This is a genomic window from Methylobacterium phyllostachyos (assembly GCF_900103445.1).
Classification (GTDB): Bacteria; Pseudomonadota; Alphaproteobacteria; order Rhizobiales; family Beijerinckiaceae; genus Methylobacterium; species Methylobacterium phyllostachyos.
Window position 1 is genome coordinate 23,624 of record NZ_FNHS01000017.1, and the last position, 23,388, is coordinate 47,011.

General features: G+C 67.6%; 21 protein-coding genes. 9 read left to right on the forward strand and 12 right to left on the reverse strand.

Translation table 11 applies throughout. The features are described from left to right. The 7 genes from BLQ49_RS23565 to BLQ49_RS23595 all read right to left on the reverse strand — a co-directional run bounded on the left by BLQ49_RS23565 (nucleotide 1) and on the right by BLQ49_RS23595 (nucleotide 10,752). Nucleotides 1-420 (reverse strand): Mov34/MPN/PAD-1 family protein, encoded by a 420-nt coding sequence (locus BLQ49_RS23565; RefSeq protein ID WP_244507738.1) that lies wholly within the window; start codon nucleotides 418-420, stop codon nucleotides 1-3. A gap of 65 nt (nucleotides 421-485) precedes the next feature. Further along, entirely contained in the window at nucleotides 486-1,106 is a 621-nt protein-coding gene (locus BLQ49_RS23570; RefSeq protein ID WP_091720530.1) for a putative metal-binding protein, read from the reverse strand. Continuing rightward, nucleotides 1,099-1,833: a multiubiquitin domain-containing protein gene (locus BLQ49_RS23575; RefSeq protein WP_091720533.1), complete on the reverse strand. Its 735-nt coding sequence runs from the start codon at nucleotides 1,831-1,833 to the stop codon at nucleotides 1,099-1,101. The genes BLQ49_RS23570 and BLQ49_RS23575 overlap by 8 nt, the downstream gene beginning before the upstream one ends. An 84-nt stretch (nucleotides 1,834-1,917) precedes the next feature. Further along, on the reverse strand, nucleotides 1,918-5,280 hold the full coding sequence (locus tag BLQ49_RS23580; RefSeq protein ID WP_091720535.1) for an ATP-dependent helicase: 3,363 nt from the start codon (nucleotides 5,278-5,280) through the stop codon (nucleotides 1,918-1,920). Between the two features lie 2 nt (nucleotides 5,281-5,282). Next, nucleotides 5,283-5,882, reverse strand: a complete 600-nt coding sequence (locus BLQ49_RS23585; protein ID WP_091720536.1) for a helix-turn-helix domain-containing protein — start codon at nucleotides 5,880-5,882, stop codon at nucleotides 5,283-5,285. Continuing rightward, nucleotides 5,879-6,535: an RNA polymerase sigma factor gene (locus BLQ49_RS23590; RefSeq protein WP_091720538.1), complete on the reverse strand. Its 657-nt coding sequence runs from the start codon at nucleotides 6,533-6,535 to the stop codon at nucleotides 5,879-5,881. The genes BLQ49_RS23585 and BLQ49_RS23590 overlap by 4 nt, the downstream gene beginning before the upstream one ends. Nucleotides 6,536-7,020: 485 nt before the next feature. Continuing rightward, the gene (locus BLQ49_RS23595; protein WP_091720539.1) at nucleotides 7,021-10,752 is read right to left on the reverse strand and encodes a vitamin B12-dependent ribonucleotide reductase; all 3,732 of its coding nucleotides are present in this window, start codon (nucleotides 10,750-10,752) and stop codon (nucleotides 7,021-7,023) included. Between the two features lie 511 nt (nucleotides 10,753-11,263). Between BLQ49_RS23595 and BLQ49_RS23600 the strand changes: the two genes are divergently transcribed. Both BLQ49_RS23600 and BLQ49_RS23605 read left to right on the forward strand, forming a co-directional pair. Then, the gene (locus BLQ49_RS23600) at nucleotides 11,264-11,680 is read left to right on the forward strand and encodes an NADH:ubiquinone oxidoreductase subunit NDUFA12 (RefSeq protein ID WP_208859108.1); all 417 of its coding nucleotides are present in this window, start codon (nucleotides 11,264-11,266) and stop codon (nucleotides 11,678-11,680) included. 123 nt (nucleotides 11,681-11,803) lie between these two features. Continuing rightward, nucleotides 11,804-12,463, forward strand: coding sequence for a DUF2155 domain-containing protein (locus BLQ49_RS23605; RefSeq protein ID WP_091720738.1), 660 nt, complete (start codon nucleotides 11,804-11,806; stop codon nucleotides 12,461-12,463). A 7-nt stretch (nucleotides 12,464-12,470) separates the two neighbouring features. Here BLQ49_RS23605 and aat read toward each other — a convergent pair whose 3' ends face one another. The 4 genes from aat to BLQ49_RS23625 all read right to left on the reverse strand — a co-directional run bounded on the left by aat (nucleotide 12,471) and on the right by BLQ49_RS23625 (nucleotide 16,068). Continuing rightward, on the reverse strand, nucleotides 12,471-13,148 hold the full coding sequence (gene aat / locus BLQ49_RS23610) for a leucyl/phenylalanyl-tRNA--protein transferase (RefSeq protein ID WP_091720541.1): 678 nt from the start codon (nucleotides 13,146-13,148) through the stop codon (nucleotides 12,471-12,473). A gap of 70 nt (nucleotides 13,149-13,218) precedes the next feature. Further along, complete coding sequence (gene accC, locus BLQ49_RS23615; protein WP_091720543.1) at nucleotides 13,219-14,571, reverse strand: acetyl-CoA carboxylase biotin carboxylase subunit; 1,353 nt, start codon at nucleotides 14,569-14,571, stop codon at nucleotides 13,219-13,221. 95 nt (nucleotides 14,572-14,666) lie between these two features. Next, nucleotides 14,667-15,134, reverse strand: a complete 468-nt coding sequence (accB, locus tag BLQ49_RS23620; protein WP_091720545.1) for an acetyl-CoA carboxylase biotin carboxyl carrier protein — start codon at nucleotides 15,132-15,134, stop codon at nucleotides 14,667-14,669. Nucleotides 15,135-15,282: 148 nt separating this feature from the next. Beyond that, nucleotides 15,283-16,068 (reverse strand): DsbA family protein, encoded by a 786-nt coding sequence (locus BLQ49_RS23625; protein WP_091720546.1) that lies wholly within the window; start codon nucleotides 16,066-16,068, stop codon nucleotides 15,283-15,285. A 210-nt stretch (nucleotides 16,069-16,278) separates the two neighbouring features. Here BLQ49_RS23625 and BLQ49_RS23630 point away from each other — a divergent pair, with 210 nt between their 5' ends. Further along, complete coding sequence (locus BLQ49_RS23630) at nucleotides 16,279-17,433, forward strand: pyridoxal phosphate-dependent aminotransferase (protein ID WP_091720548.1); 1,155 nt, start codon at nucleotides 16,279-16,281, stop codon at nucleotides 17,431-17,433. A gap of 139 nt (nucleotides 17,434-17,572) precedes the next feature. Here BLQ49_RS23630 and gph read toward each other — a convergent pair whose 3' ends face one another. Next, nucleotides 17,573-18,271, reverse strand: a complete 699-nt coding sequence (gene gph, locus BLQ49_RS23635; RefSeq protein WP_091720549.1) for a phosphoglycolate phosphatase — start codon at nucleotides 18,269-18,271, stop codon at nucleotides 17,573-17,575. A 162-nt stretch (nucleotides 18,272-18,433) separates the two neighbouring features. Here gph and BLQ49_RS23640 point away from each other — a divergent pair, with 162 nt between their 5' ends. From BLQ49_RS23640 to BLQ49_RS23665, 6 genes are all read left to right on the forward strand, one after another. Beyond that, the gene (locus tag BLQ49_RS23640) at nucleotides 18,434-18,898 is read left to right on the forward strand and encodes a hypothetical protein (protein ID WP_091720552.1); all 465 of its coding nucleotides are present in this window, start codon (nucleotides 18,434-18,436) and stop codon (nucleotides 18,896-18,898) included. A 130-nt stretch (nucleotides 18,899-19,028) separates the two neighbouring features. Continuing rightward, entirely contained in the window at nucleotides 19,029-19,742 is a 714-nt protein-coding gene (gene rpiA, locus BLQ49_RS23645; RefSeq protein ID WP_091720555.1) for a ribose-5-phosphate isomerase RpiA, read from the forward strand. A gap of 44 nt (nucleotides 19,743-19,786) precedes the next feature. Next, a complete protein-coding gene (locus BLQ49_RS23650; RefSeq protein ID WP_091720557.1) occupies nucleotides 19,787-20,350 on the forward strand; it encodes a DUF2059 domain-containing protein in 564 nt (187 codons plus the stop codon). A 51-nt stretch (nucleotides 20,351-20,401) separates the two neighbouring features. Further along, nucleotides 20,402-21,595, forward strand: coding sequence for an O-antigen ligase family protein (locus BLQ49_RS23655; RefSeq protein ID WP_091720560.1), 1,194 nt, complete (start codon nucleotides 20,402-20,404; stop codon nucleotides 21,593-21,595). Further along, nucleotides 21,592-22,974, forward strand: coding sequence for a glutathione-disulfide reductase (gene gor, locus BLQ49_RS23660; protein WP_091720562.1), 1,383 nt, complete (start codon nucleotides 21,592-21,594; stop codon nucleotides 22,972-22,974). The genes BLQ49_RS23655 and gor overlap by 4 nt, the downstream gene beginning before the upstream one ends. A 56-nt stretch (nucleotides 22,975-23,030) precedes the next feature. Continuing rightward, on the forward strand, nucleotides 23,031-23,348 hold the full coding sequence (locus BLQ49_RS23665; protein ID WP_091720564.1) for an RNA polymerase sigma factor region1.1 domain-containing protein: 318 nt from the start codon (nucleotides 23,031-23,033) through the stop codon (nucleotides 23,346-23,348). The last annotated feature ends 40 nt before the right edge of the window (nucleotides 23,349-23,388 follow it).

Sequence of the window (23,388 nt, forward strand, 5' to 3'; positions counted from 1 at the left end):
TCAATCCGTAACCGTGATGAGTTGCGTCAGTGCACTGCCGGGCACGCGTGCCCATCGCGCTCGGGCGTCGAGGCGGTAGGCGGCGACGTCGGCGAGCTTGAACGGACGAACCGCGTAGTCGGGCACGACGAGCGACAGGCTGCCGACCGCGGTCGCGATCGCGTAGGCGTCGTCCGTGCCGGAGTGGTATGCCCGGCCCGGGTGGCTGTGGATTTGTCCGAGAAGCGTCAGCTTCTCGCGGTGAAGCCGGACGTTGATGCGGTGGAGTTCATCCGCCCCGATGCACACGCAGACGCCGTCATCGGTGCGGATGTGTCTCTGCGCCGGGATCCAGGTCTGCCCGACTTGGAACCGCTCGCCGTCCTGACGTCCGACCCAGAGCGCCAACCCCTCATGCCCGTCGCGGCCGACGGATCGCATGTGCTGCTGTGCTTGGTCGGTGCACGCCCGGGGGATCGTCACGGATCGAACTGCTGCGAGGCCGCTCAAAGCGGCACGCGCTCGATGTCGAAAGCGATTGCGATCGTCGGCGCTTGAGCCGCCATCTGATAGTTCTCGATCGGGTTGATCCCGTGGCTCCAGATCGTGTCGAGGATGAAGGCCAAGGAGCCTTCGCCAGAACGACGGTGCAGAAACCATGAATCACCGGTGTGTGCGGGGTTGTCGTGGTATTCCCGGACGCGTGGCAGACACAGGAACGGCGGTTCCTCAGGCCCATGGGTCTGAAGGAGATTGTTCATTTGAAGCATGCCCTGCTGCATCATCTGCAGGTACACCTCCATCGGCATGCCGGGCGGTACCGGTGGCCGCCGCAGCATCGGGAGTGGCAGATCCTTCGCCTTGACGGGCTCTCGGGTGAAAGGGTCGACGAAGCGGACCGAGAGAGGCTGCACGTCGTAATCGGTGAAATCGACGACGACGCACGCGAGGATCGGTGACGGGCGCAGCTTAGGGGCAGCGAACATCACGCACACCTGCGGGAAGGTCGCTTCGAGCAAAATCTGGCCGCGCTTGCGGTAGGTTTCCTCCAGGGCTCGATAATCGGCGACCTCCCGCGCGAACTTCGCGCGGGACACCTCGGGATCGACCGTCTGCAACTCAGACACCGGCCACCCCCGCGTTCAGGCTGAGCCACACGAGATCCCCGTCGTGCAGTCCGACGCCGGCGACGGTCTTCGTCAGGTCGTATGCGTTGCCGTGCTCGTCCTTGAGCTGCCACTCGTCTTCCGGGCGGCCGACGTTCCCCGACTTCTGCAGTGCTTCGGTGCGGACCTGCGTCAGCGGCGTGTCCGCATGCACCTTGAGCTCTGTCTCGGTGCCGTTGACGACGATCTTGAGCGTGATGCCGTGCTCGGTGGGGGCCTTCCGTTCCACGGTCTGGAAGTGTTCGACCCCCTTGCGAGCGAGGTCGAACAGTTGGTGATCCTCGACGCGGATGTCGTCTTCCCCCGGCAAGACGAGGAATACGTCGAAGGCCGCGGGGTCGACCCCGGCCAGCGTCTTGAGGACGACGCCGGTGATGCCACGGACCGGCCACTCCTGGTCCTGCCCGTCGATGAAGAAGCGGTAGAGGGTATCGCTCGGGGCCACGAGGAACCGCTCGACCCCGTGGTGGCCCAGATCGAAGGTCTCATCGAGATGCAGCGGCCGCAGCACGTTGTCCGGCATCCACGCGAGGACGGCATGATCGTCGATCGGATGTTTGCCCGCCGCTTTGATGATCTGCCGTCCGGTCGGCACCGGATCGGTCAGGTGGACGTCCGTGGCCTTCAGGGTGTCGTCGTAGATCTGGACCGTGATTCGGTCCCCACCGTGTTCATGATGCTCGTGCATCGTGCGCTCGCCCTGGGTGGACAGCCGCGTGGCTGCCCTTCTGACCTCTCCAGCGCAGCCGAGGTCGGCGAATCGGTAGGGCGACTAAAAAGAATCTTCGGCGGTGCAGATGAAATAGAACCGGCAGGTCGGACAATCGCTCGACGGTTTCGTCGGGAAGTGGCCGGCCTCGATCCCGGCGATGGCATCGGCGTACTCGGTCAGACCCGCGCCGCCCTGATCGGGATCGATGTTCACCGCCTCAGGGGTGGCGGGATAGACCGCCTGCAGGACGACCGTCCGCCCGGGGTACGTTTGGCGCATTGCCTCGCCGAGCAGTTCCCAGATGGCCTTTTCATCCTCGCTCTTTGATTTGCGACCGGTCCGGTAGATCTGAGCGACGATCGTCCCGTCGAGCTTTTCCACGATACGGTCGGCGCGGACGCCGATATGCCCCTCGGCGATGGTGACATGCAGGTGGCGATCGACGATCGCGCCGTCCTCGTCCAACAACGTGACGGCGTTTTCGACCATGGTGTCGGCCGCACTTCGGTAGACAGGCTCGAAGCCGTGATCGATCGGCCCCCGTTCGACCCAGAGTGTGGCCAGATGGTCGCGCGCTGCGATCGTGGTAACCGGGAGACCTGCAGTGCGCTGGTCAGAGATCCACGCCATGGTCGCGCGCACGCAACGGTGAAACGCGAGGTAGGCGCTGGCCGCACTTCGGTCACCGAGGTCGTCGACGACTTCGTAGCGGTAGCGGGCCGGGCATTTCGTCCAAATCAGCAGATCGCGGGCATCGTGGACGTTTGGGGGTACGACGGTCACGATTTCCGGCGGCCGGGCGCTTAAGGCTAGGGTCGGAGCGACGCGCGCTTTCGGTAGGCGTATCCCGAGGTCTTTGAGGAACTTCGACGGGTTGCAGGTCGCCTTCGCGGTGTAGCGTTTCGCGCTGCTGATCGAGAGAACGTCTCGCGATCGTGAGAGGGCGACGAAGAAGAGGCATTGCTCCTCGGCGTCGTGATCGCTCGGCGGTATGGCGAGCCGCTCGATCCCCCGCGGGGCCGGACAGCGCACGCTCTGGCGTTTGCCTGGCACGTACCGGCTCGCCACCTGGGGTAAGTGCACGGCCGGGAACTCCAGGCCTTTGGCAGCGTGCACGGTCATCATCCGCACGGCGGGAATGCCATCGGCCTCCGGCGGCACGACCCGGAACGCGCGATCGTCGTCGAGGCGCTCGAGCCGACGGATGCGCTCGAGAAACGCGTGCCGGCTTCCTCGGCCGCCGCTTGCCACAGCTTGCTCACGAGCGAATTTCAAAAGCTGGTAGATGGCGATCAGGCATTGCTGGGAGCGTACGCCCGGATCATCGACGAAGCGCCGGAGGTACCCGCTGGCCTCAAACAGATAATCCGCGAGCATCCGCCAAGGCGTCGTACCCCGTGTCACTCCGGTGAGATGACCGGCCAGACGAAGCAGGCCCTCCCGTCCAACCTCCGTCAGTCCATCGATTGATCCCGGGCGTGCGCAGACGGCGAGGATGTCCTCGCCCGTTGCTTCGGCCTCGCGGATCGCCAGGAGCGCGTCACGACGTGTCGCGCCGTATTCCGGAAATTGTGCGACGCGGATCAGCCCCGCCGCGTCTCTATCGGCCCCGAGTGAAACGATCGAGAGCAGATCCCGGATCTCGGGTCGCTCGAACAGATCGCCGAGGTACAGGATCGGAACGTCGAGCTCCTGAAGCAACCGACCGAAACGGGCCAGGCACAGGTGCGTTCGTGCGAGGATGGCTTGGCGATCAGGCGGGATTCCCTCGGATGCGAAACGCGCGATCTGATCGCGTATAGCGCCAGCCTCCGATCGGAGGTCATCCGCTTGTAGGTGGTCCACGTATCCCACCGTGCCACGATGGGGATGCCATACCACCGCCGGCTTCGGAGCCGCGGCGATCTTGCCGCCATACTGCTCGAACAGTTTTACGACCGCCTCACCGGACCGGTAATTCGTCGTCAGCGACCGGCTTTGCCCATCCCGATACCGAGCCGCAAAGCCGGACGCATTGGCCGGAGCTGCGCCACGGAATCGGTAGATCGATTGCCGGGGATCCGCCACCGCCCAAACGCGCCGTCCGTCATCCGCGATTTGGTCGAGCAAGGCGGTGCTCGCCGCGTTCACATCCTGATACTCGTCGATGAGGATCCAGCGATGGCGATCTCTGACCGTGGCCCGCACACCCGCTTGGTCGGTTAGCAACCGCGCTGCCTTGCCGACGAGATCGCCAAAATCGACAGCGCCCATGGCATCCAGCGCGTCTTGATACACCGTGTAGACGCCGCCGACCTCGACAGCCTTCTCGGCGGCTTCCACCACCTCTGGAGGGCCGCCAGCAGCGAGCGCCTCCTGCGCAGCCGCCAGGTATTCGGCCGGGCCGACCATCTCGTCCTTTGCCCGCGAGATCGCTCGCAGGATCGGGCGGAGCTCCAGCGTCGGATCCCAGAGATTCTGAAAGTGGCGAAGTTTCAGATGGGGCAGGACATCTTCGAGCAGGCCGAGACAACGCGCCTCGTCGAACACATCGAAGTTGCCCTTCAGCCCCGCCTGCGCCGCGTACAAACGCAGAAGCTCCAGGCCGAACGCATGGAAGGTGCCGATCCACATCTGCGCGGCTGCGCCTTCGTCCAGCAGTGCGATGCGCTCTCGCATCTCCGCGGCGGACTGGTTCGAGAACGTGAGTGCGAGGATCTCCCAAGGCTGAACGCCGGTCCCCAGGAGGTACTCGATTCGCCCCACGAGCGTACGGGTTTTGCCCGTGCCGGGCCCGGCATCGAGAATAAGCGGGCGCTCGTCCCACTCCGCGGCAGCCCGTTGCTCGGGATCGAGCGGAATGACTGGAGGCGGCTCCTTTACCGCGCTCGGTTCGGGAAGCGGAGGCAGCAGGAGAGCCCGGATCGCCTGCATCGTGACGAACGAGAGCGGAAGCCCTACCACCGCCGCGATCTCAGACGGCTTCTGCCGGTCATGGACCAAGCGTTGCCGCAGTAGGTCGGCCGGAAGTAAGAATTCCTGCGCGAAGACGTCGGCTTGCGTCTCCCGCCGCTCGCGCGGTGAATAGGCAACGACCCGCTCTGCACCTATCTCGAAAACCTGTCCCCCGAAACCTGGCTCGGTCGAGCGCACGAGCGATTGGCGCTCGTCGTGTAGATAGAAGTGCCCGATCTCGTGCGCTGTGACGATCGTCCGCTCGCCCGCCTCCAGGTGCCCTGCAAGACGAATGAACCCGTCACCTCGCTCCAGCACCCCAATGACTTCGGGGCCGTACACCGTTCCGGGTTCGAGCGTATCGACTTCAAGGTCCGCGATCTGCAGAGCCGCTGCGACGAGAGCTGCTCCTGTCCCATCGACGGCCCGTGCGGCAGCTTCAGCGTGTACGCGTCGCGCAATGACCCGGATGCCGCGCCAAGCGTCCACGCCTACCCCCTACCAGTTAGCCAGAATGCCTTGCGATCCTCGGACATGCCGGACGCGCGAATCGCTTCGTCCCATGTCCGGGCCCGACCCGTCGTCGGCGGTTCGGACGCTTTGAATGCCGCCGTCAGGGCGCGTGGTCGCGAGTTCTCCAGAATGGCCTCGAACCATTCAATCGCGCATCCGAGACATTCGGCACCCGCGCGCTTGAACCACCCTGGGATCGTCGACGGGACGATTTGGCCTGTGCCGATATCCGACACGATCGACCGCGCGATGCCAAGCCTCGCTGCGAAGGTCCGCACGTCGAGCTCTTGTCGTTCGAGCGCTGCCCGTAGATCCGGAACTTCAGTCTTTTCCACCCGCTCGGTCGCATGGCGTACCGCAGCCTGCACCTTGGCGGTATAGTCTCGCGGTTGATACTCCGCTGCTGTTGCTCCGCCATGATAGGGAAGCTTGAGAATCTCAAGGGCTTCAGCGCGAATAGCATCGGCATACTGAGGGTAATCCGAGATCCAGGCGTCGATTACCCCGGGCGTGACCGCATCGACCGCTTCATGGAAGCGGATCAGCACGTCCTCCAGTCGCTCGGTCGGATCGCTCATGACTGCCGTCCGAGCTCTTGCATGATACGCTGGGTGGCACGATCGACCCAATCCTCTGCCGTCTTCGGCGTGATCTTCAACATCGACGCGATGCTGGCTCCTGTCTTCGAACTGTAGGTGAAACCAGCCTCATGGAGCTGGTAGGCCAATCGGTGTTTCTCAGGAAGCTGTCCGAGCACGGTTGCGATCACGGCATGATCCTCCGGGCCCAGGGATGATCCATCCGGCGGTTCGATCGGCTGATTGGCGGCATCGCATGGAACAGGCTGTTCGATATTCTGCCGAACGTTACGCCTGCGAATCTTGTCGATAAGACGGTACCGCAGTTTGCCCTTGAAGGACTTTTCGAACCCGGCACCGTCCGCGGATTGCAGATCGAGAATGTCATCGATCATATCCTCGACGACCTGGGCCACAGGGTCATCGCTGTCGTTCCGCTGGCGATATCCGTACATCGCGTGCACGATCCGGTCAGCGCGTGCGGCGAGATGCTGGACCAGGACACCGCACAGGCGCGCATCACCATTGGAAGAGAGCTGGCGGCACGCGGCCACGATCTGCCGAGGGTCCTCTCCCGGCAAGCCATTCTCATCGACGATGGCTTTCCACTTCTCACGCAGTCGCTCCTGCGAGGCACCAATGCTGGCGTTCATGCGAGCCCTCGTCCTGCGAGAGCCTGCCCCCATAGCGCGAGGGCCGGCTGTGATCCGGTAGTGCGGGCAGAATAATTTTAGCACCGCAGCGGCAGAGCTTCGGTCAAATCAACCGAAGCGAGCGGCCCGAAACGCCGGCCAGTACAGGGTGGTCCAACGGGATTTGTATCCCCGTCCATCCGAACCGCGGTTGTATCTTGCGGTCGTTGCAACTTGGTTGTGCTTTTCGCGGTCACGTCGGGCCGCTGCGTCCTCTTCACTGGTCGAATCGTTTCGGCAGGCGACCCGTGAAGGCCGCCTGCCTCAACGTTAGATCAATCACGCCTTCCGCAGGGTCCAGACGGAGCTGGTCCGGACCCTGCCTGCGCCTTGCTTCAGTCCATTCCGCGTAGACAGATCGTCAAATTGTCCCGTGTTCGTAGCAAGAATGACGGAATAATTGCCAATCTGTCGTGTTCGTCATGACAACAGAAGCGGCTGGGAGCTTACGAGCAGCCGGTGGTGCTGCCGCAGGTGTCGCATTTCAGGCAGGTGCCGTTCCGGACCAGCGTGAAGTTCGCGCATTCCGGGCAGGCCTCGCCGACATAGCCCTTCATCTTCGCCTCTGCGCGCCGGTCCGCGACACTCCGCTCCGCCTTGGCGAAGGGGAGGGCGTCGGCGATCGTCTCGGCCTGACCGGCCGCCACCGGCTCCGCCTTCAGCGCCGTGCTGCCGCGGATCGCGTGAACCGTCCCGCCGACCGGCGCCGTCTGTCCGGCGCTTGCCGCCCCGACACCCAGATCCGCACCGGCCGGGCCGCCCTGGATCAGGGTGAGCCGGTCGGCCGAGCCGCGCAGCAGGCCGCGCGACACGACCGAGGAGGCCGGAGCGGGCTTCGCACCCTCACGGGTCGTGTCGCCGCTCTCGCCGCCGCCGATCACCGTCCCGCCGATCTCGGCGGGGCTGACATGGGCGAGGTCGGCGCGGCCGAGATACGAGACTGCCAGCTCGCGGAACACATAGTCGAGGAGCGAGGTCGCGTTCTTGATCGCGTCGTTGCCCTGCACGAACCCCGCCGGCTCGAACCGCGTGAAGGTGAAGGCCTCTACGTATTCCTCCAGCGGCACGCCGTATTGGAGGCCGAGGGAGATCGCGATGGCGAAGTTGTTCATCAGGCTCCGGAAGGTCGCGCCCTCCTTGTGCATGTCGATGAAGATCTCGCCGAGGCGGCCGTCGTCGTATTCGCCAGTGCGCAGGTAGACCTTGTGGCCGCCCACCACCGCCTTCTGGGTATAGCCCTTCCGGCGGGCCGGCAGCTTCTCGCGGGAGCGGATCCGCTCGACGCGCTCGATCACCCGCTCGACGATCTTCTCCGCCACCGCGGCGGCCTTGGCGGCGGCCGGGGCCTGGATCAAGGCCTCGATCCCCTCGTCGGCCTCGTCGTCCTCATCTGCGATGAGGGCCGAGTTGAGCGGCTGCGACAGCTTCGAGCCGTCGCGGTAAAGGGCGTTCGCCTTGAGGGCGAGGCGCCAGGACAGCAGGTAGGCCGCCTTGCAATCCTCGACCGTGGCGTCGTTCGGCATGTTGATGGTCTTGGAGATCGCACCCGAGATGAAGGGCTGCGCCGCCGCCATCATGCGGATGTGGCTCTCGACCGAGAGGTAGCGCTTGCCGATCCGGCCGCAGGGGTTGGCACAGTCGAAGACCGGGTAGTGCTCGACCTTGAGGAAGGGCGCGCCCTCCAGGGTCATCGCCCCGCAGATATGGGTGTTGGCGGCCTCAATCTCCTTCTTGGAGAAGCCGAGGAACGGCAGCAGCTCAAAGGTCGGGTCCGACAACTTCTCGGCCGGGACCTTGAGGGTCTGGGTGAGGAAGTCGTCGCCGAGCGTCCAGCGGTTGAACACGAACTTGATGTCGAAGGCCGACTTCAGGCCCTTCTCGACCGCGGCGATCTTCTCATCCGAGAAACCCTTGGCGCGCAGCGTCGTCGGGTTGATGCCCGGCGCCTGACCCATCGAGCCGTGGCCGACCGCGTAGGCCTCGATCTCGGCGATCTCGGATTCGCGGTAGCCGAGCGCGCGGAGGGCATCCGGAGCGGCCTGGTTGATGATCTTGAAGTAGCCGCCGCCCGCGAGCTTCTTGAACTTCACCAGGGCGAAGTCGGGCTCGATGCCGGTGGTGTCGCAATCCATCACGAGGCCGATCGTGCCAGTCGGCGCGATGACGGTGGCCTGCGCGTTGCGGTAGCCGTGCTCCTCACCGAGCTTCAGCGCCCGGTCCCAGGCGGCGCGGGCGTGGTCGCCGAGATCCGCCTGCGGGATATTGGCCAGGTCGAGGGCGACCGGCGCGACGTTCAGGAACTCGTAGCCTTCAGCCTCGCCGTGGGCGGCCCGGCGATGGTTGCGGATGACCCGCAGCATCGCGTCGGCATTCTCCTCGTAGGCCGGGAAGGTGCCGAGTTCCGCGGCCATCTCGGCAGAGGTGGCGTAGGCGACGCCGGTCATGATCGCGGTCAGCGCGCCGGCCAACGCCCGACCCGCGTCGGAATCGTAAGGAAGGCCCATGGTCATCAGCAGGCCGCCGATATTGGCGTAGCCGAGGCCGAGCGTCCGGTAGCGGTAGGAGAGCTCCGCGATCTCCTTGGACGGGAACTGCGCCATCATCACCGAGATCTCGAGCACCACCGTCCAGAGGCGGTTGAGGTGCTCAAACGCCTCCACGTCGAAGCGCTTGGTCTCGCGATCGTACATCGTCAGCAGATTCGCCGAGGCGAGATTGCAGGCGGTGTCGTCGAGGAACATGTACTCGGAGCACGGGTTCGAGGCCCGGATCCGCCCGCCCGCCGGGCAGGTATGCCAGTCGTTCATCGTGGTGTTAAAGTGCAGGCCCGGATCCGCCGAGGCCCAGGCGGCCTCGCCGATCCGCTCCCACAGGTCGCGGGCCTTCAGCGTCTTGGTGACCTTGCCGGTGGTGCGGGCCTGGAGGGACCAGTCTGCATCCGCCTCGACGGCGCGCAGGAAGTCGTCGGTCAGCGAGACAGAATTGTTGGAGTTCTGGCCGGCGACCGTGAGGTAGGCCTCCGAATCCCAGTCGGTGTCGTAGACCGGGAAGTCGATCTTGGTGAAACCCTGCCGGGCGAACTGCACGACGCGCTTGATGTAGGCATCCGGCACCGAGGCGCGGCGGGCGGCCTTGATCTCGCGCTTGAGGGCTGGGTTGCGCTCCGGATCGAAGCAGGCGTCGCCTTCAGCCTCGCACTGGGTGCAGGCCTTCATCACCAGGTTCAGGTGCTTGGAGACGACCTTCGAGCCGGTCACCAGGGCGGCGACCTTCTGCTCCTCCTTCACCTTCCAGTCGATGAAGGACTCGATATCCGGGTGGTCGATGTCGACGATCACCATCTTGGCGGCGCGGCGCGTCGTGCCGCCCGACTTGATCGCGCCGGCCGCCCGGTCGCCGATCTTGAGGAAGCTCATCAGGCCCGACGACTTGCCGCCGCCGCCGAGCTTCTCGTTCTCGCCGCGCAGCATCGAGAAGTTGGAGCCGGTGCCGGAGCCGTACTTGAACAGGCGCGCCTCACGCACCCACAGGTCCATGATGCCGCCCTCGTTGACGAGGTCGTCCTGGACCGACTGGATGAAGCAGGCATGCGGCTGCGGGTGCTCGTAGGCCGAGGCCGACTTGGTCAGCGCGCCAGTCTGCGGATCGCAGTAATAGTGGCCCTGGCTCGGGCCATCGATGCCGTAGGCCCAGTGCAGGCCGGTGTTGAACCATTGCGGCGAGTTCGGCGCCACCATCTGGCGGGCCAGCATGAAGCGCAGCTCGTCCATGAAGGCCGAGGCATCCTCCTCCGAAGAGAAGTAGCCGCCCTTCCAGCCCCAGTAGGTCCAGCAGCCCGCGAGCCGGTCGAACACCTGCGTGGCGGAGGATTCGGAGACGAAGCGCTCGTCCTCGGGAAGTTCGGCCAGCGCCGCCTCATCCGGCACCGAGCGCCAGAGGAAGGACGGAACCGCGTTCTCCTCGATCTTGCGCAAACGGGCCGGGACGCCAGCCTTGCGGAAGTACTTCTGGGCGAGCACGTCGCTCGCCACCTGGCTCCAGCTCTCCGGCACGTCGATGCCGTCGAGGCGGAACACCACCGACCCGTCGGGGTTGCGGATCTCGCTCAGCGCCTTGCGGAAGGGGATCCCGGCGTAGGGGGATTGTCCGGTCGTGGTGTAGCGACGCTCAAAGCGCATGAAACAGACCTCTCCCGACAGGACACACGTGTCCCGGCTCCGCACGGCGCGGAGTCTTTGCCCGATCGTGGGATACGGATCCGACCGCGCCCAATCGTTGAGCGCGCTTCAGGTCCGCTTATGAATTCATGAACCGGTCGCCCCTGCTCAATGCGCCACTCGGGGCGCGACCGATGCCGGGACGATACCGCTGTCTTCGCTCTCACGTCAACAAGTGGTGTGCACCGACTCGGTTCCACGCTAGATCTTGTGCCGGCTCGCATATTCCTGTGGATATCGCACCGGGCCGGGATAAGTGTCGTTTCTGCTTCCTAGAATCGGATCGGGATTATTTTCGATTCACAGCCCTCGGTTGGGCGTATCTGCCCCGACAAGTTGTGGTGCGACGAACCGCGCAGCGTCTGTTGCCGCTCAGCGACACAGCGGCCCGGCGGCTGGACTCGCGCGCCCTCGGTCACCATAAGGAGGCCCAAAGGCGCCTCTGCGGCGCGGAACGATTCTGGGATCGGCGATGGCGCTGAAGGACACTCTGCTGCGCGTCTTCACGTGGTGGAACGGTCAGACCGTCTCCCTCGCGCTTCAGACCGCGCGAAGCGGCATCTTCGTCGGCGAGGACGAGTACGGGAACAAGTACTACAGGGCGGAAGGGGCGTTGATCGACCGCTCTGTCGGTTCGGAGCGCCGCTGGGTGGTGTATAACGGCTACGCCGATGCCTCGAAGGTTCCGCCGGGCTGGCGCGGCTGGCTGTGCCACAATGTCGATGTCGCCCCGAGCGAGGAGAACTATCAGCCCCGGGCGTGGCAGAAGCCGCATATCGAAAATCAGACCGGCACGCCCAACGCCTATCGGCCGCAGGGCTCGCAGCTCTCCTGGGGCCAGCGGCCGGCTGCGACTGGCGATTACGTCTCCTGGACGCCGGGCGAGTAACGCCAACACCGGCCCGGCCCAGGCGCCCTTTTGCCGCCACCGTTCCGGTGTTGATGGCGGGCCAACGACATGTCCGCCGCGCATCCCTTGGCGCGGCCGGCCTCCCTCGCAGGGATCCGCGCCTTGAGCCGCATCATCGCCCTCGCACGCTTGGCGCTCGCCCCGAGCCTCGTGATCGGCCTCTGGGCCGGCCCGGCTGCGGCCGACAAGATCAAGAACCCGACCGCGGTGTTCTCCGGCCTCGACAAGATCACCGGCCGGATCGTGTCGTTCGAGGTCGCGGTGGACGAGACCGTGCAGTTCGGCGCCCTGCAGCTCACCCCGCGGGTCTGCTACACCCGGCCGCCGACCGAGAGCCCCAAGACCACGGCCTTCCTTGAGGTCGACGAGGTCACCCTCGACAACAAGTATCGGCGGATCTTCACCGGCTGGATGTTCGCGTCGAGCCCCGGGCTGCACGCGATCGAGCACCCGATCTACGACGTGTGGCTGGTCGACTGCAAAGGCGGAGCTGATGTGATCGCCGAGGCGAAGGAGCAGGAGGACGTTCCCGCCGTCGCGGCCAAGCCTGAGAAGACGAAGCGAGCCAACAAGGACAGCACAAAGACCGCCCAGCAGATCAACGCCGCCGGTCAGGTCGATGTCGAGGCGCCGCGCGGCGTGCCGGTCCAGCCGCGCCAGAAGCCCTCGCGCAAGTTCTTCCCGTCGAACGAGGGGCCGGCGCCAGCGCCGCCGCCTCAGCCGCAGCAGCCGCAGAACCTGTTCGACGCGCTGTTCCGCTGATCTGGCGCTAAGCCTCGCCGGAGGCGCCCAAAGCCTCCAGCACCCGCGCGCCCGTCACGGAGCCGTCGCCGGGCCAGACGTTCCAGTCGGCCCCCTGATCGAGGGCCTCGGCGAGGCGGCGCTTGTAGACGTGCCGCGGCAGTTCCTCCGCGCCGAACTGCGTGAGGTGATCGGTCACGAACTGCGTGTCGGCGAGGCGATAGTGCCCCGCGCGCAGGCGGCCCATCAGGTGGACCAGGGCGACCTTCGAGGCGTCGCGCACCTCGTGGAACATGCTCTCGCCGAAGAAGGCCGCCCCAAGCGAGACGCCGTACAGGCCGCCAACCAGGCGATCCTCCGCGTAGACCTCGACCGTGTGGACATGGCCGAGGTCGAACAGGGCGCCGTAGAGATCGCGGATGCGGCCGTTGATCCAGGTCCGCTCGCTGTCGCGGCGGGGGGCGGCACACCCCTCGATCACGCCGTCGAAATCGGTGTCGCACCGTACCGCGAACTGGTCGGACCGGACCGTCCGGGCGAGGCGCTTGGGAACGCGGAACGCGTCGAGGGGCAGCACGCCGCGCGCCTTCGGCTCGACCCAGTAGAGGGTCGGGTCATGCGCGTCCTCGGCCATCGGAAAGATGCCCGCCGCGTAGGCCTTCAGCAGGATCTCGGGGGTGATGTCCACGCGGTGGCTGTCGTGCATGGCCTGAATGTCGCGCGCCGGCCGCGCGAAGACCAGAGGCGCGGCGTGCCGGTGTCGCCGCAGCCCGGGTTCAGGCCTTCATGCCACCGTCTTCGAGGAAATGTTCCAGCCAGTGGATGTCGTAAAGGCCGTTCTGCACGTCCGGGTTGCGGACAAGCGTCCGGAACAGCGGCAGCGTCGTGTCGATGCCGTCGATGACGAACTCGTCGAGCGCCCGGCGCAGGCGCATCAGGCACTCGTTCCGGGTCCGGCCGTGCACGATCAGCTTGCCGATCAGCGAGTCGTAGTTCGGCGGGATCCGGTAGCCCTGGAAGGCTGCGGAATCGACCCGGACGCCGAGGCCGCCGGGCGTGTGATAATGGGTGATCTCGCCCGGCGAGGGCCGGAAGGTCTCCGGGTGCTCGGCGTTGATCCGGCACTCGATGGCATGGCCCTCGACCTTGATGTCCGACTGGCTGACCGACAGCGGGCCGCCCGAGGCGACCTGGATCTGCTCAATCACCAGATCGATCCCGGTGATCATCTCGGTGACCGGATGCTCGACCTGGATCCGGGTGTTCATCTCGATGAAGTAGAAGCGACCGTCCTCGTACAGGAACTCGACGGTGCCGGCGCCGAGATAGCCTAGCTCCTTCATGGCGTTGGCGCAGATGCCGCCGATCTCGGCGCGCATCGACTCGTTGAGCGCCGGCGAACCGCCTTCCTCCCAGACCTTCTGGTGGCGGCGCTGGAGCGAGCAATCGCGTTCTGCGAGGTGGACGGCGCCGCCGCGCCCGTCACCCAGGACCTGCACCTCGATGTGGCGGGGCTTCTCGAGGTATTTTTCCAGGTAGACGGCGTCGTCGCCGAAGGCGGCCTTGGCCTCGGACTTGGCCATGCCGATCGCCTGCTCCAGCTCGGCCTCGCTGCGCGCCACCTTCATGCCGCGCCCGCCGCCGCCCGCCGCGGCCTTCACCAGCACCGGATAGCCGATCTCGGCGGCGACCCGCTTGGCGGTGTCGGCATCCTCGACGCCGCCCTCCGAGCCCGGCACGCAGGGGATGCCGAGCTTCAGCGCCGTGCGCTTCGCCTCGATCTTGTCGCCCATGGTGCGGATGTGCTGCGCCTTGGGACCGATGAAGCCGATCTGATGATGGGCTAACACCTCGGCGAAACGGGCATTCTCCGACAGGAAGCCGTAGCCGGGATGGACCGCATCCGCCCCGGTGATCTCGCAGGCCGCGATGATCGACGGGATGTTGAGGTAGCTGTCGCGAGCCGCCGGCGGGCCGATGCAGACGCTCTCGTCGGCGAGGCGCACATGCATCGCGTCCGCATCCGCGGTGGAGTGGACCGCCACGGTGGCGATCCCGAGCTCCTTCGCCGCCCGCAGGATGCGCAGGGCGATCTCGCCGCGGTTTGCGATCAGGATCTTGTCGAACATCGGACCCGTTAGGCCGCACTGACGGTCCCGGACCGCGCAGGAGGCTCTATCCTCTGGTTAAGCGGCGTCGTTCCGGCGCAGGCGGCGTTCAATTCCTAGCTGATGACGAGCAGGGCCTCGCCGAACTCGACCGGCTGCCCGTCCTCGACGAAGATGGCGCTCACCGTGCCGGCGCGGGGCGCTACGATCTCGTTGAAGGTCTTCATCGCCTCGATGAGCAACAGCTTGTCGCCGACCTCGACCCTCGAACCGACATCTACAAATGCCTTGGCGTCGGGCGAGGGGCGCAGATAGGCGGTCCCGACCATCGGCGAAGGCACCGTGCCGGCCTGATTCCGAGCCGGCTCGGCCGGCGCAAGCGCGGACGGGGCTGCTGGGACCGGCGTCGGCGCCAGGGCGGCGACCGGTGCGGCCGCAACTTGGACGCCCACGGGTTCGAGCCGCCGCACGACGCGGATGCGCAGATCTCCCTTCTCGACCTCGATCTCAGAGAGGCCGGTTTCGGTGACGAGGTTGGCGAGCTCGCGCACGAGCTCGGGATCGATGGCGTCGTTCTTTGACATCCGGCCTACTTCGTATCGCGGCGCGTCGGTCCGTCCATCGAGTCGGCGGTGGACCGCGGCCCTGCGGCTGGCGGCTCTTAGACGAAGGCGGTGCAGCGCGACAAGGCCGCACCCGCCATTGCAACAGGCCGCCGGAGAGCCCGTTCCCTCAGCAGGACGCGTGACCGCACTGACGAACGTCGGCGATGGTCTTGCGCATGGGGTCGACGCCGACGGCGCCGGGGATCACCTCGTCGCCGATGATGAAAGCCGGCGTGCCCGAGAGGCCGAGCCGGTCGCCGAGGCCGCGGTTCTCGCTGAGCGCAGCCTTCACCTCGGGGGAGGCCATGTCCTTCTGCAGCTTGGCGGTGTCGACGCCCATATCCTTGGCGACCTGGATCGCCCGGGCGCCGTTCACCCGGCCCTTGGTCTCTAGAAGCTTCTGGTGGAACTCGAACAGCTTGTCGCCCTTGAGTTGCTGGCGCACCGCCACGGCGACCTGACTGGCCTCCAGCGATTCCGGGCCGAGCACCGGGAAATCCTTGATCACCACGCGCAACTTGGGATCGGCCTTGATCAGCGCCTGCACGTCGCCGAGCGCCTTGCGGCAGTAGCCGCAGTTGTAATCGAAGAACTCGACCATGGTGACATCGCCCGACGGGTTGCCGGCCACGACATCGTGCGGGCCGTTCAGGAGCGCGTCGCGGGATTCCTTGAGGGCAGCGGCCTGGGCGAGGCGCTGCGTCTCGGCCTGCTGCTTCTCGGCCTCGGCCAGCGCCTCCTGCAGCACCTCGGGGTGCTTGATCAGGTAATCCTTGACGATCGCCTCGATCCCGGTGCGCTGCGCGTCCGTGAAGGGAGAGGCGGCGGGCGCTTCGGCTTTCTGCGCGAGGGCAGGAACGGCGACGAGGCCGAGCGCCAGAGCCAGCGCGGGCAGGGGGCGGATGAACGGCATGAATCCTCGCTTGCGGGGCAAGCCGGCCCGCACTGGGCGCGAGCGGTAGGCGCTGGGTTTGGCGTTTTCACGGCACCGGGTCAATCGGATGCGCGCGCGGCGATTCGGACTGTCGGGCCACGGTTGAGGCGCTACGCGGTGCGATCTACCCTCCCGGCCTGGCTGGATGGCCCCGGCCGGGCGGCCACACCCGGCACTCCGAAGGATCCCATGACCCCGATCTCCCGACGCGCCGCCGCCGTCCAGCCGTTCCTCGCCATGGACGTGATGGCCGCCGCCGCCGCGAAGGCGCGGGCCGGCGCCGACGTGGTGCGGATGGAGGTCGGCCAACCTTCGGCGCCGGCGCCCCGGGCGGTGATCGCGGCCGCGCAAGCCGCGCTGGCGACCGGGCGCGTGCCCTACACCGAAGCGCTGGGCCTGCCGGCCCTGCGCGAGCGCATCGCCCGGGACTACGCGGAGCGGCACGGCGTTTCGGTGTCGCCCGAGCGCGTGGTGATCACCACCGGCTCCTCGGCGGGCTTCGTCCTGGCCTTCATGAGCCTGTTCGATGCCGGCGCGCGGGTCGCCGTGCCTCAGCCCGGCTACCCGGCCTATCGCAGCATCCTGGCCGCCCTCGATCTCGTGCCGGCCCCGATGGTCCTGCGCGCGGAGGACCGCTTCGCCCCGACCGCCGCGCTGCTGCGCGAGACGCACGCCCAATCGCCGGTTTCCGGGGCACTGGTGATGAGCCCCGCCAACCCGTCCGGCACCGTGATCACGGAGGCGGCCCTGCAAGACCTCTGTGCCGCCACGCGCAGCCTTGGCCTGCCGCTGATCTCGGACGAGATCTATCACGGCCTCAGCTACGGTGAGCCGACCGTCACGGCGCTACGCTTCGATCCCGACGCGGTGGTGATCAACTCCTTCTCGAAATACCATTGCATGACCGGCTGGCGCGTCGGTTGGATGGTGGTGCCGGAGGCGCTGGTCCGCCCGATCGAGCGTCTGGCGCAGAACCTCTACATCTCGGCGCCGTACCTCTCGCAGGTCGGGGCGCTCGCGGCCTTCGACGCCACGGTGGAACTCGATGCCGTGCGCGACGGCTACGCGCGCAATCGCGCCATCCTGCTCGACGCGCTGCCCGGTCTCGGACTCGGACGCGTGCATCCGGCCGACGGCGCCTTCTACCTCTACGCGGACGTGGCGAACCTCACCAACGACGCCGCGGATTTCTGCCGGCGGATGCTCGACGAGGCGCATGTGGCGGCGACGCCCGGGCTCGACTTCGACCCGGACCTCGGCAACCACCACGTCCGGTTCTCGTTCGCGGGCTCGGAGGCCGAGTGCCGCGAGGCCGTGGCCCGGCTGCGGCGCTGGCTCAGCTGACCGCACACCGTCGTTGCGCGCGAAGCGAAGCCATCCAGGGCAGCGCTCCGTAGAACGATGTCGCGTTGCCCTGGGTCACGTCGCACCGCTCGTGATGACGGGAAGGGCACGCCTTCCAGGGGAGCGGGCCAGGATATCCTCAGGCGGCTTCCACAGACACCAGTTCCAGAACCGCCGCCGGAAGCGCCGAGAAATGCTCGATCACCCGGTCCGGACCCAACTCGGTCACCGGCAGGTCGGTATAGCCGAAGGTCACGGCGACCACCGGGATGCCGGCCGCCTTGGCGGTGTCGATGTCGGTGCGGGAATCACCCACCATCACGGCGCGGGCCGGATCGCCGCCGGCACGCTCGATCGTGCCGGTGAGGTGGCGCGGGTCGGGCTTGAAGCACGGGAAGGTATCGCGGCCGCAGATCGCCGCGAAGCGGTGGCCGATTCCGAGGAGTCGCAGCAGCTCGACCGACTGACCCTCATATTTGTTGGTACAGACCGCGAGCCTGAACCCCTCCGCCTCCAGCGCGTCGAGCGCCTCGACCACGCCGGGATAGAGATGCGACGTGTCGGCGAGGTGCTCGCCGTAATGGGCGATGAAAGCGTCGAACAGACGCTCGTGATCCTCCGGCGAGAGTGCGCGTCCCTCCGCCTCGAAGCCGCGCCGGATCAGCGCCTTGGCGCCGGCACCGATCAGACCGCGGGCCTGCGACAGCGGCAGCTCGGGCAAGCCCTCCCGGGTCATCAGCACGTTGAGCGTGCCGATCAGGTCCCCCGCGGTCTCCGCCAGAGTGCCGTCCAGATCGAACACGGCGATGGGCGGGCGGGTCGTCGAGGCGGCGGACATCGTTTGAAGGTCTCCTGCTGGCCAGGGCTTCGCTAATGGCGGGCTTTGCGGCGGGCAAGCCGGCCCGGGACGCCGCGCATTGCGCGGACGTTCCGTCGCAGTGCCCCAGACTCGCCCGAAAGGCCGGCGAAAGGCTGCAGGCCACCGGCCCTGGAACCCGCGATGAAACCGTCCCTGCCTGTTCTCGCCGCCTGCGCGGCTCTTCACATCCTGCCGGCCGCCGCGACCTCCTACGAGTTCGTGCCCGCGCCGCAGACCGACCTGAACCGCATGTACCGGGTCGATACCGTGACCGGCGAGGTCACGTCCTGCCAGTACGGACTTCAGGAATCCGCCGGCGGGATCGGCCAGACGGTCTGCTTCGGCGCCGGGGAGGGGGCCGGGCCCCAGACGCCGTCGCAATACGGTTTGGTGGCGAGCCGCCATACCCGCGAGGCCGGCGTCTTCCGGGTAAACTATCGGACCGGCGAAATGAGCATCTGCTTCGTACTGGTGAAAAAGGAGCAGGTCGTCTGTACCCAGCAGGGTAAGCCCGGCGCCGAGGGCGCCTCCGACGCACCGCTGACAGGGCCCGCCCCCGGCCGTGCCGGAGCCAGCGCCACGCCTGCGCAGGGCGGTCGCTTTTGACGGAGCGTTTCCGGCGCAGGCGTTCCGGTCGGCTCGGTCCCGTGCTAGGGGCCGCGCGATCATCGCGGAAAGACCGGCTCCCCATGACACGCGCCCCCTCGATTCACTGCGCCGACCGGGCATTCGCCCGGTGAGCGGGCCGGACCTGCGCCGGGCCGCGGCGGCGCGCGCCCTCGACCTCGTCGAGCCCGGCATGCGGCTCGGCCTCGGCACCGGTTCCACGGCTGCCGCCTTCGTGACATTGCTCGGCGCGCGGGTCCGCACCGGCCTCGACATAATCGGCGTGCCGACCTCGGAGGCGACGCGCGCGCAGGCCGAAAGCCTCGGCATCCGTCTCGCGACTCTCGACGAGCAACCCGAACTCGACCTGACCATCGACGGTGCCGACGAGGTCGATCCCGCCCTGCGCCTGATCAAGGGCGGGGGCGCCGCGCTCCTGCGGGAGAAGATCGTCGCCTGCGCGAGTCACCGTATGGTGGTGATCGCCGACATGGCCAAGCGCGTGGACCGGCTCGGCGCCTTCCCCCTGCCGATCGAGGTCAATCCCTTCGGTCTCACCGCCACCCACCGAGCCGTCGAGGCCGCCGTGGCGTGCGCTGGCTGCGCGGGGACCGTCCGGCTGCGCCGGACCTCCGATGGCGCGCCTCTGGTCACCGACGGCGGCCACCACATCCTCGACGCCCATCTCGGTGCGATTACCGATCCGGAAACGCTGGGCGCCGCACTCTGGGCCGTGCCGGGGGTGGTCGAGCACGGCCTGTTCCTCGGCATCGCCGACGCCGCAATCCTGGCCTTCGACCGGGACGGGCAGGCCGACATAACCGTTCTCGGAAGCCTCACCTGAGGCGCCGCCTTTCACGCAAGCCCTCCTCGCAGGATCAGTCCAGCATGTCCCGACGCACCATTGCCGCGCTCGGTTTCGCGCTCTGCCTCGCGCTCCCGAACGTGGCCTTCGCGCAGGCCCGCAAGCCGGCGCCCACCGCCACGCCGGCGGCCAACACCCCGGCCGCCAACGCACCGGCAGCCTCGACCTTCACGCCGGGCCACCTCGCGCTCGCCCGAGAGGTGATGCTCAGCTCCGGCATCGCCCGTTCCTTCGATTCGGTGCTGCCCGCCTTCGCCGACCAGATCCGCAAGCAGGCGGTCACCCGGCCGGAGCTCGCCAAGGATCTCGACGAAGTTCTGGCCTCGCTACAGCCCGAGATGGAGCTGCAGAAGCAGCGCATGATCGACATCGCGGCGCGCACCTACGCGGCGAAATTCTCCGAGGCCGAGTTGAAGGAGATCGCGACCTTCTTCCGCTCGCCGGCCGGCAAGCACTACGTGGAGGCGCAACCGCAGCTCCTCGACGAGATGGTGCAGGAGATGCAGGACTGGACCCAGGACGTATCGGAATACGTCATGGTCCGCGTGCGCGCCGAGATGGGCAAGCGCGGGCACCAGATGCAGTGACGGCAATCCGGTGAGCGCCGCTTCGTGAACGCAGCCGGCCGCCTCTATGCTATGGGCGGCGCCCTCCTCGCCATCATGCCGCTCGCGATGGTGCTGGCCAACCGGTCGAGCCCAGTCGTGGTCGGGCTGGCGGCGACGGCCTTCCTGGCCGGGCGCCTGATCGAGGATCGCGGCGGGACGGCGCACCGGTTGCTGAGGCCGCTAGCGAGTCCGCTCGCCGGGGCGGGACTCGCCTTCCTGGCTTGGAGCCTCATCTCGCTCGCCTGGAGCCCGTTCCCGGCCTCGTCTCTGCGAGTGGCGGGCGAGTTCCTGCCGACCCTGGCAGCCGCCTACCTCCTAGCGAGCCTCGCGCCGGGTCGCATCCCACGTTTTGCGGTGCGGCTGGGGGCCATTGCGGTTGTGCTCGCCGGCGTCCTGATCGCCGTTGACCTCGCGACCGATCTAGCCTTGGGACGGGCGCTGGGGCACCGCGCCGCCGCCTTCGTACACAATCGTCCGGCGCTCACCCTCGATCTCGTGGCCGGCCCGCTGGCCCTGGTCCTGTGGCGCGGGCGCAGCCGGGGCTCCGCCGGGGCGGTGCTGGCCCTCGGGGCGCTCGGCGTGATGCGCTCGATCAGCGGCGCCGCTCAGCTCGGGCTGCTGGCCGGAGGTGCGATGTTCGCGGCCGCCCGTCTGCTGCCGTGGCGCATCGCGATCGGGCTCGCTGGCCTCGGCCTCGGCCTCGCCCTGGCCCTCGCGCCGGTGGAGGGTGACCTCCTCGCCCGCGTCATGCCGGAAGCGGCCCACGCACGGCTCGAGCAATCCTCGTCCCGCGCACGCGTCGCCATCGCACGCAGCTTCGGGGCCGCGGTCGCGACCGATCCCTGGCGCGGCGCGGGCTTCGGTACGAGCGCGCGCTTCGCCGAGACGCCGGTGGCCCGGACGGTGCCCGCGGAGATGCGCGTGCTCCTCGGGGTCGGCCACCCGCATAACAGCTTCCTCCAGGTCTGGGCCGAGCTCGGCCTGCCCGGGGCGATCCTGGCGGCCCTGACACTGATGCTGATGCTCGCCCGCATCGCCCGACTGGCGCAGCCGGACCAAGCGACGGCGCTCGGCCTCATCGCCTGTGCGGCGGCGATCGCCTTCGTCGAGCACAACGGCTGGGCGGCGTGGTGGACGGCGGGCCTCGGCGCTGCCATCTCGTGGATGCGCGAGGCGTCCCGGCCACGTGCCGAAGCGACTTCTGAGATGGACGGCCCCGCATGAGCGATTTCGACGTCGACCTCTTCGTCATCGGCGGCGGCTCGGGCGGCGTGCGCGCGGCGCGGATCGCGGCAGGCTACGGCGCCCGGGTGATGCTGGCTGAGGAATACCGGGTCGGTGGCACCTGCGTGATCCGCGGCTGTGTCCCGAAGAAGCTGATGGTCTATGCCGGGCGCTTCGCCGACGAGTTCGAGGATGCCGCCGGTTTCGGCTGGACCGTGGAGAAGCCGCGCTTCGACTGGTCCGTCCTCAAACGGCGGCGCGATGCCGAGGTCACCCGGCTCGAGGGCATCTATGACGCCAACCTGATCCGAGCGGGGGTCGAGATCGCGCCGGAGCGGGCCGTGATCGAGGATCCGCACACGGTGCGACTTCTGAAAACCGGCCGGACCGTCCGGGCGGAGCGGATCTTGATCGCAGTCGGCGCCCATCCGGTGAAGGAGCCGGCGGTGCCCGGCATCGCGCTGGCGATCACCTCGAACGAGGTGTTCGAGCTGGAGCGCCTGCCGGAGCGCATCCTGGTGATCGGCGGCGGCTACATCGCGGTGGAATTCGCGGGTGTGTTCGCGGCGCTGGGCAGCGCCACGACCCTGCTGCACCGCGGCGACAAGTTGCTGCGCGGCTTCGACGAGGAGGTCCGCGACGCCCTCGCGGAGGCCTACGGTCACCGGATGGACCTGCGCCTCGGCAGCACATTGACGGGCATCGAACGGCGGGACGGCGCCCTCTGCGCCCGCCTCGACGATGGCAGCGAGGTCCCGGCCGATCAGGTGCTCGTCGCGACGGGCCGGCGGCCCAACGTGGAGGGGCTGGGCCTCGACCGCGTCGGCATCGAGCTCGACCCGGCCGGGGCGATCCCGGTGGACGCCTACTCGCAGACGAAGGTGCCGTCGATCTACGCGGTCGGCGACGTCACCAACCGCGCCAACCTGACGCCGGTGGCGATCCGCGAGGGCCACGCCTTCGCCGACACGGTTTTCGGGGGTAAGCCGATCTGCGTCGATCACCGCCTGATCCCCACGGCGGTGTTCTCGACGCCCGAGATCGGTGTCGTCGGCCACAGCGAGGCGGTGGCGCGGGAGGTTTACGGCAAGATCGACGTCTACAAGGCGCGCTTCCGTCCGATGAAGGCGACGCTCTCGGGCCGCGAGGAGCGGATCCTCATGAAGGTGATCGTCGATTGCGCCACCGACCGCGTGGTCGGCGTCCACATCTTCGGGCACGATGCCGGCGAAGTCATCCAGGCGGTTGGCATCGCGGTGACCATGGGCGCCACCAAGGCCGATTTCGACCGGACCATCGCGGTCCACCCGACGGCCGCCGAGGAATTGGTGACGATGCGGGTGCCCGAAGTCACGAAGCACCCGGTCGGCGTCGGCTAGCCGCTCCGAATCCCCGGGGGCCTCGACGCGGTGCCCGACCGAGCCATATCAGGGGCATGGGAAAGCAGGGCGCAGGCAAGGGACGGGGCGGCGACGACGCGCATGCGCGCCGGCAGGCCATCATCGACGGCCTGCTGGCGGATGCCCTTCGCCCCGTCTTCCACCGCCCGCCGAGCCAGGATGCGCTCCCCCCCGATATCCGCCGCGCCATCGATCAGCTGCTCGCCAAGGCCGAGGCGCAGCGCAGCCGCTGTCTGACCTACGATGACCTGGAAGAGGCACTGCCGCCCCGGGACGTCTCTGCGGAGGATCTGGAGGCGATCTTCTGGATCCTCGCCGAGCACGGGATCGAGGTTGAGGACGGCGAGGCTTGAATCCCGGTCGCGCCTGCCCCTCGCATTCCGGCACTCGCAA

Bases quoted from the DNA above. Each gene is read 5' to 3' on its own strand.
- BLQ49_RS23640 (WP_091720552.1), top strand. From the start codon at position 18,434: ATGAAACCGTCCCTGCCTGTTCTCGCCGCCTGCGCGGCTCTTCACATC.
- BLQ49_RS23665 (WP_091720564.1), top strand. From the start codon at position 23,031: ATGGGAAAGCAGGGCGCAGGCAAGGGACGGGGCGGCGACGACGCGCAT.
- BLQ49_RS23650 (WP_091720557.1), top strand. From the start codon at position 19,787: ATGTCCCGACGCACCATTGCCGCGCTCGGTTTCGCGCTCTGCCTCGCG.
- BLQ49_RS23585 (WP_091720536.1), bottom strand. From the start codon at position 5,882: ATGAGCGATCCGACCGAGCGACTGGAGGACGTGCTGATCCGCTTCCAT.
- BLQ49_RS23630 (WP_091720548.1), top strand. From the start codon at position 16,279: ATGACCCCGATCTCCCGACGCGCCGCCGCCGTCCAGCCGTTCCTCGCC.
- BLQ49_RS23595 (WP_091720539.1), bottom strand. From the start codon at position 10,752: ATGCGCTTTGAGCGTCGCTACACCACGACCGGACAATCCCCCTACGCC.
- BLQ49_RS23565 (WP_244507738.1), bottom strand. From the start codon at position 420: ATGCGATCCGTCGGCCGCGACGGGCATGAGGGGTTGGCGCTCTGGGTC.
- accC (WP_091720543.1), bottom strand. From the start codon at position 14,571: ATGTTCGACAAGATCCTGATCGCAAACCGCGGCGAGATCGCCCTGCGC.
- BLQ49_RS23655 (WP_091720560.1), top strand. From the start codon at position 20,402: ATGGGCGGCGCCCTCCTCGCCATCATGCCGCTCGCGATGGTGCTGGCC.
- BLQ49_RS23575 (WP_091720533.1), bottom strand. From the start codon at position 1,833: ATGCACGAGCATCATGAACACGGTGGGGACCGAATCACGGTCCAGATC.
- gor (WP_091720562.1), top strand. From the start codon at position 21,592: ATGAGCGATTTCGACGTCGACCTCTTCGTCATCGGCGGCGGCTCGGGC.
- accB (WP_091720545.1), bottom strand. From the start codon at position 15,134: ATGTCAAAGAACGACGCCATCGATCCCGAGCTCGTGCGCGAGCTCGCC.
- BLQ49_RS23590 (WP_091720538.1), bottom strand. From the start codon at position 6,535: ATGAACGCCAGCATTGGTGCCTCGCAGGAGCGACTGCGTGAGAAGTGG.
- aat (WP_091720541.1), bottom strand. From the start codon at position 13,148: ATGCACGACAGCCACCGCGTGGACATCACCCCCGAGATCCTGCTGAAG.
- gph (WP_091720549.1), bottom strand. From the start codon at position 18,271: ATGTCCGCCGCCTCGACGACCCGCCCGCCCATCGCCGTGTTCGATCTG.
- BLQ49_RS23600 (WP_208859108.1), top strand. From the start codon at position 11,264: ATGGCGCTGAAGGACACTCTGCTGCGCGTCTTCACGTGGTGGAACGGT.
- BLQ49_RS23625 (WP_091720546.1), bottom strand. From the start codon at position 16,068: ATGCCGTTCATCCGCCCCCTGCCCGCGCTGGCTCTGGCGCTCGGCCTC.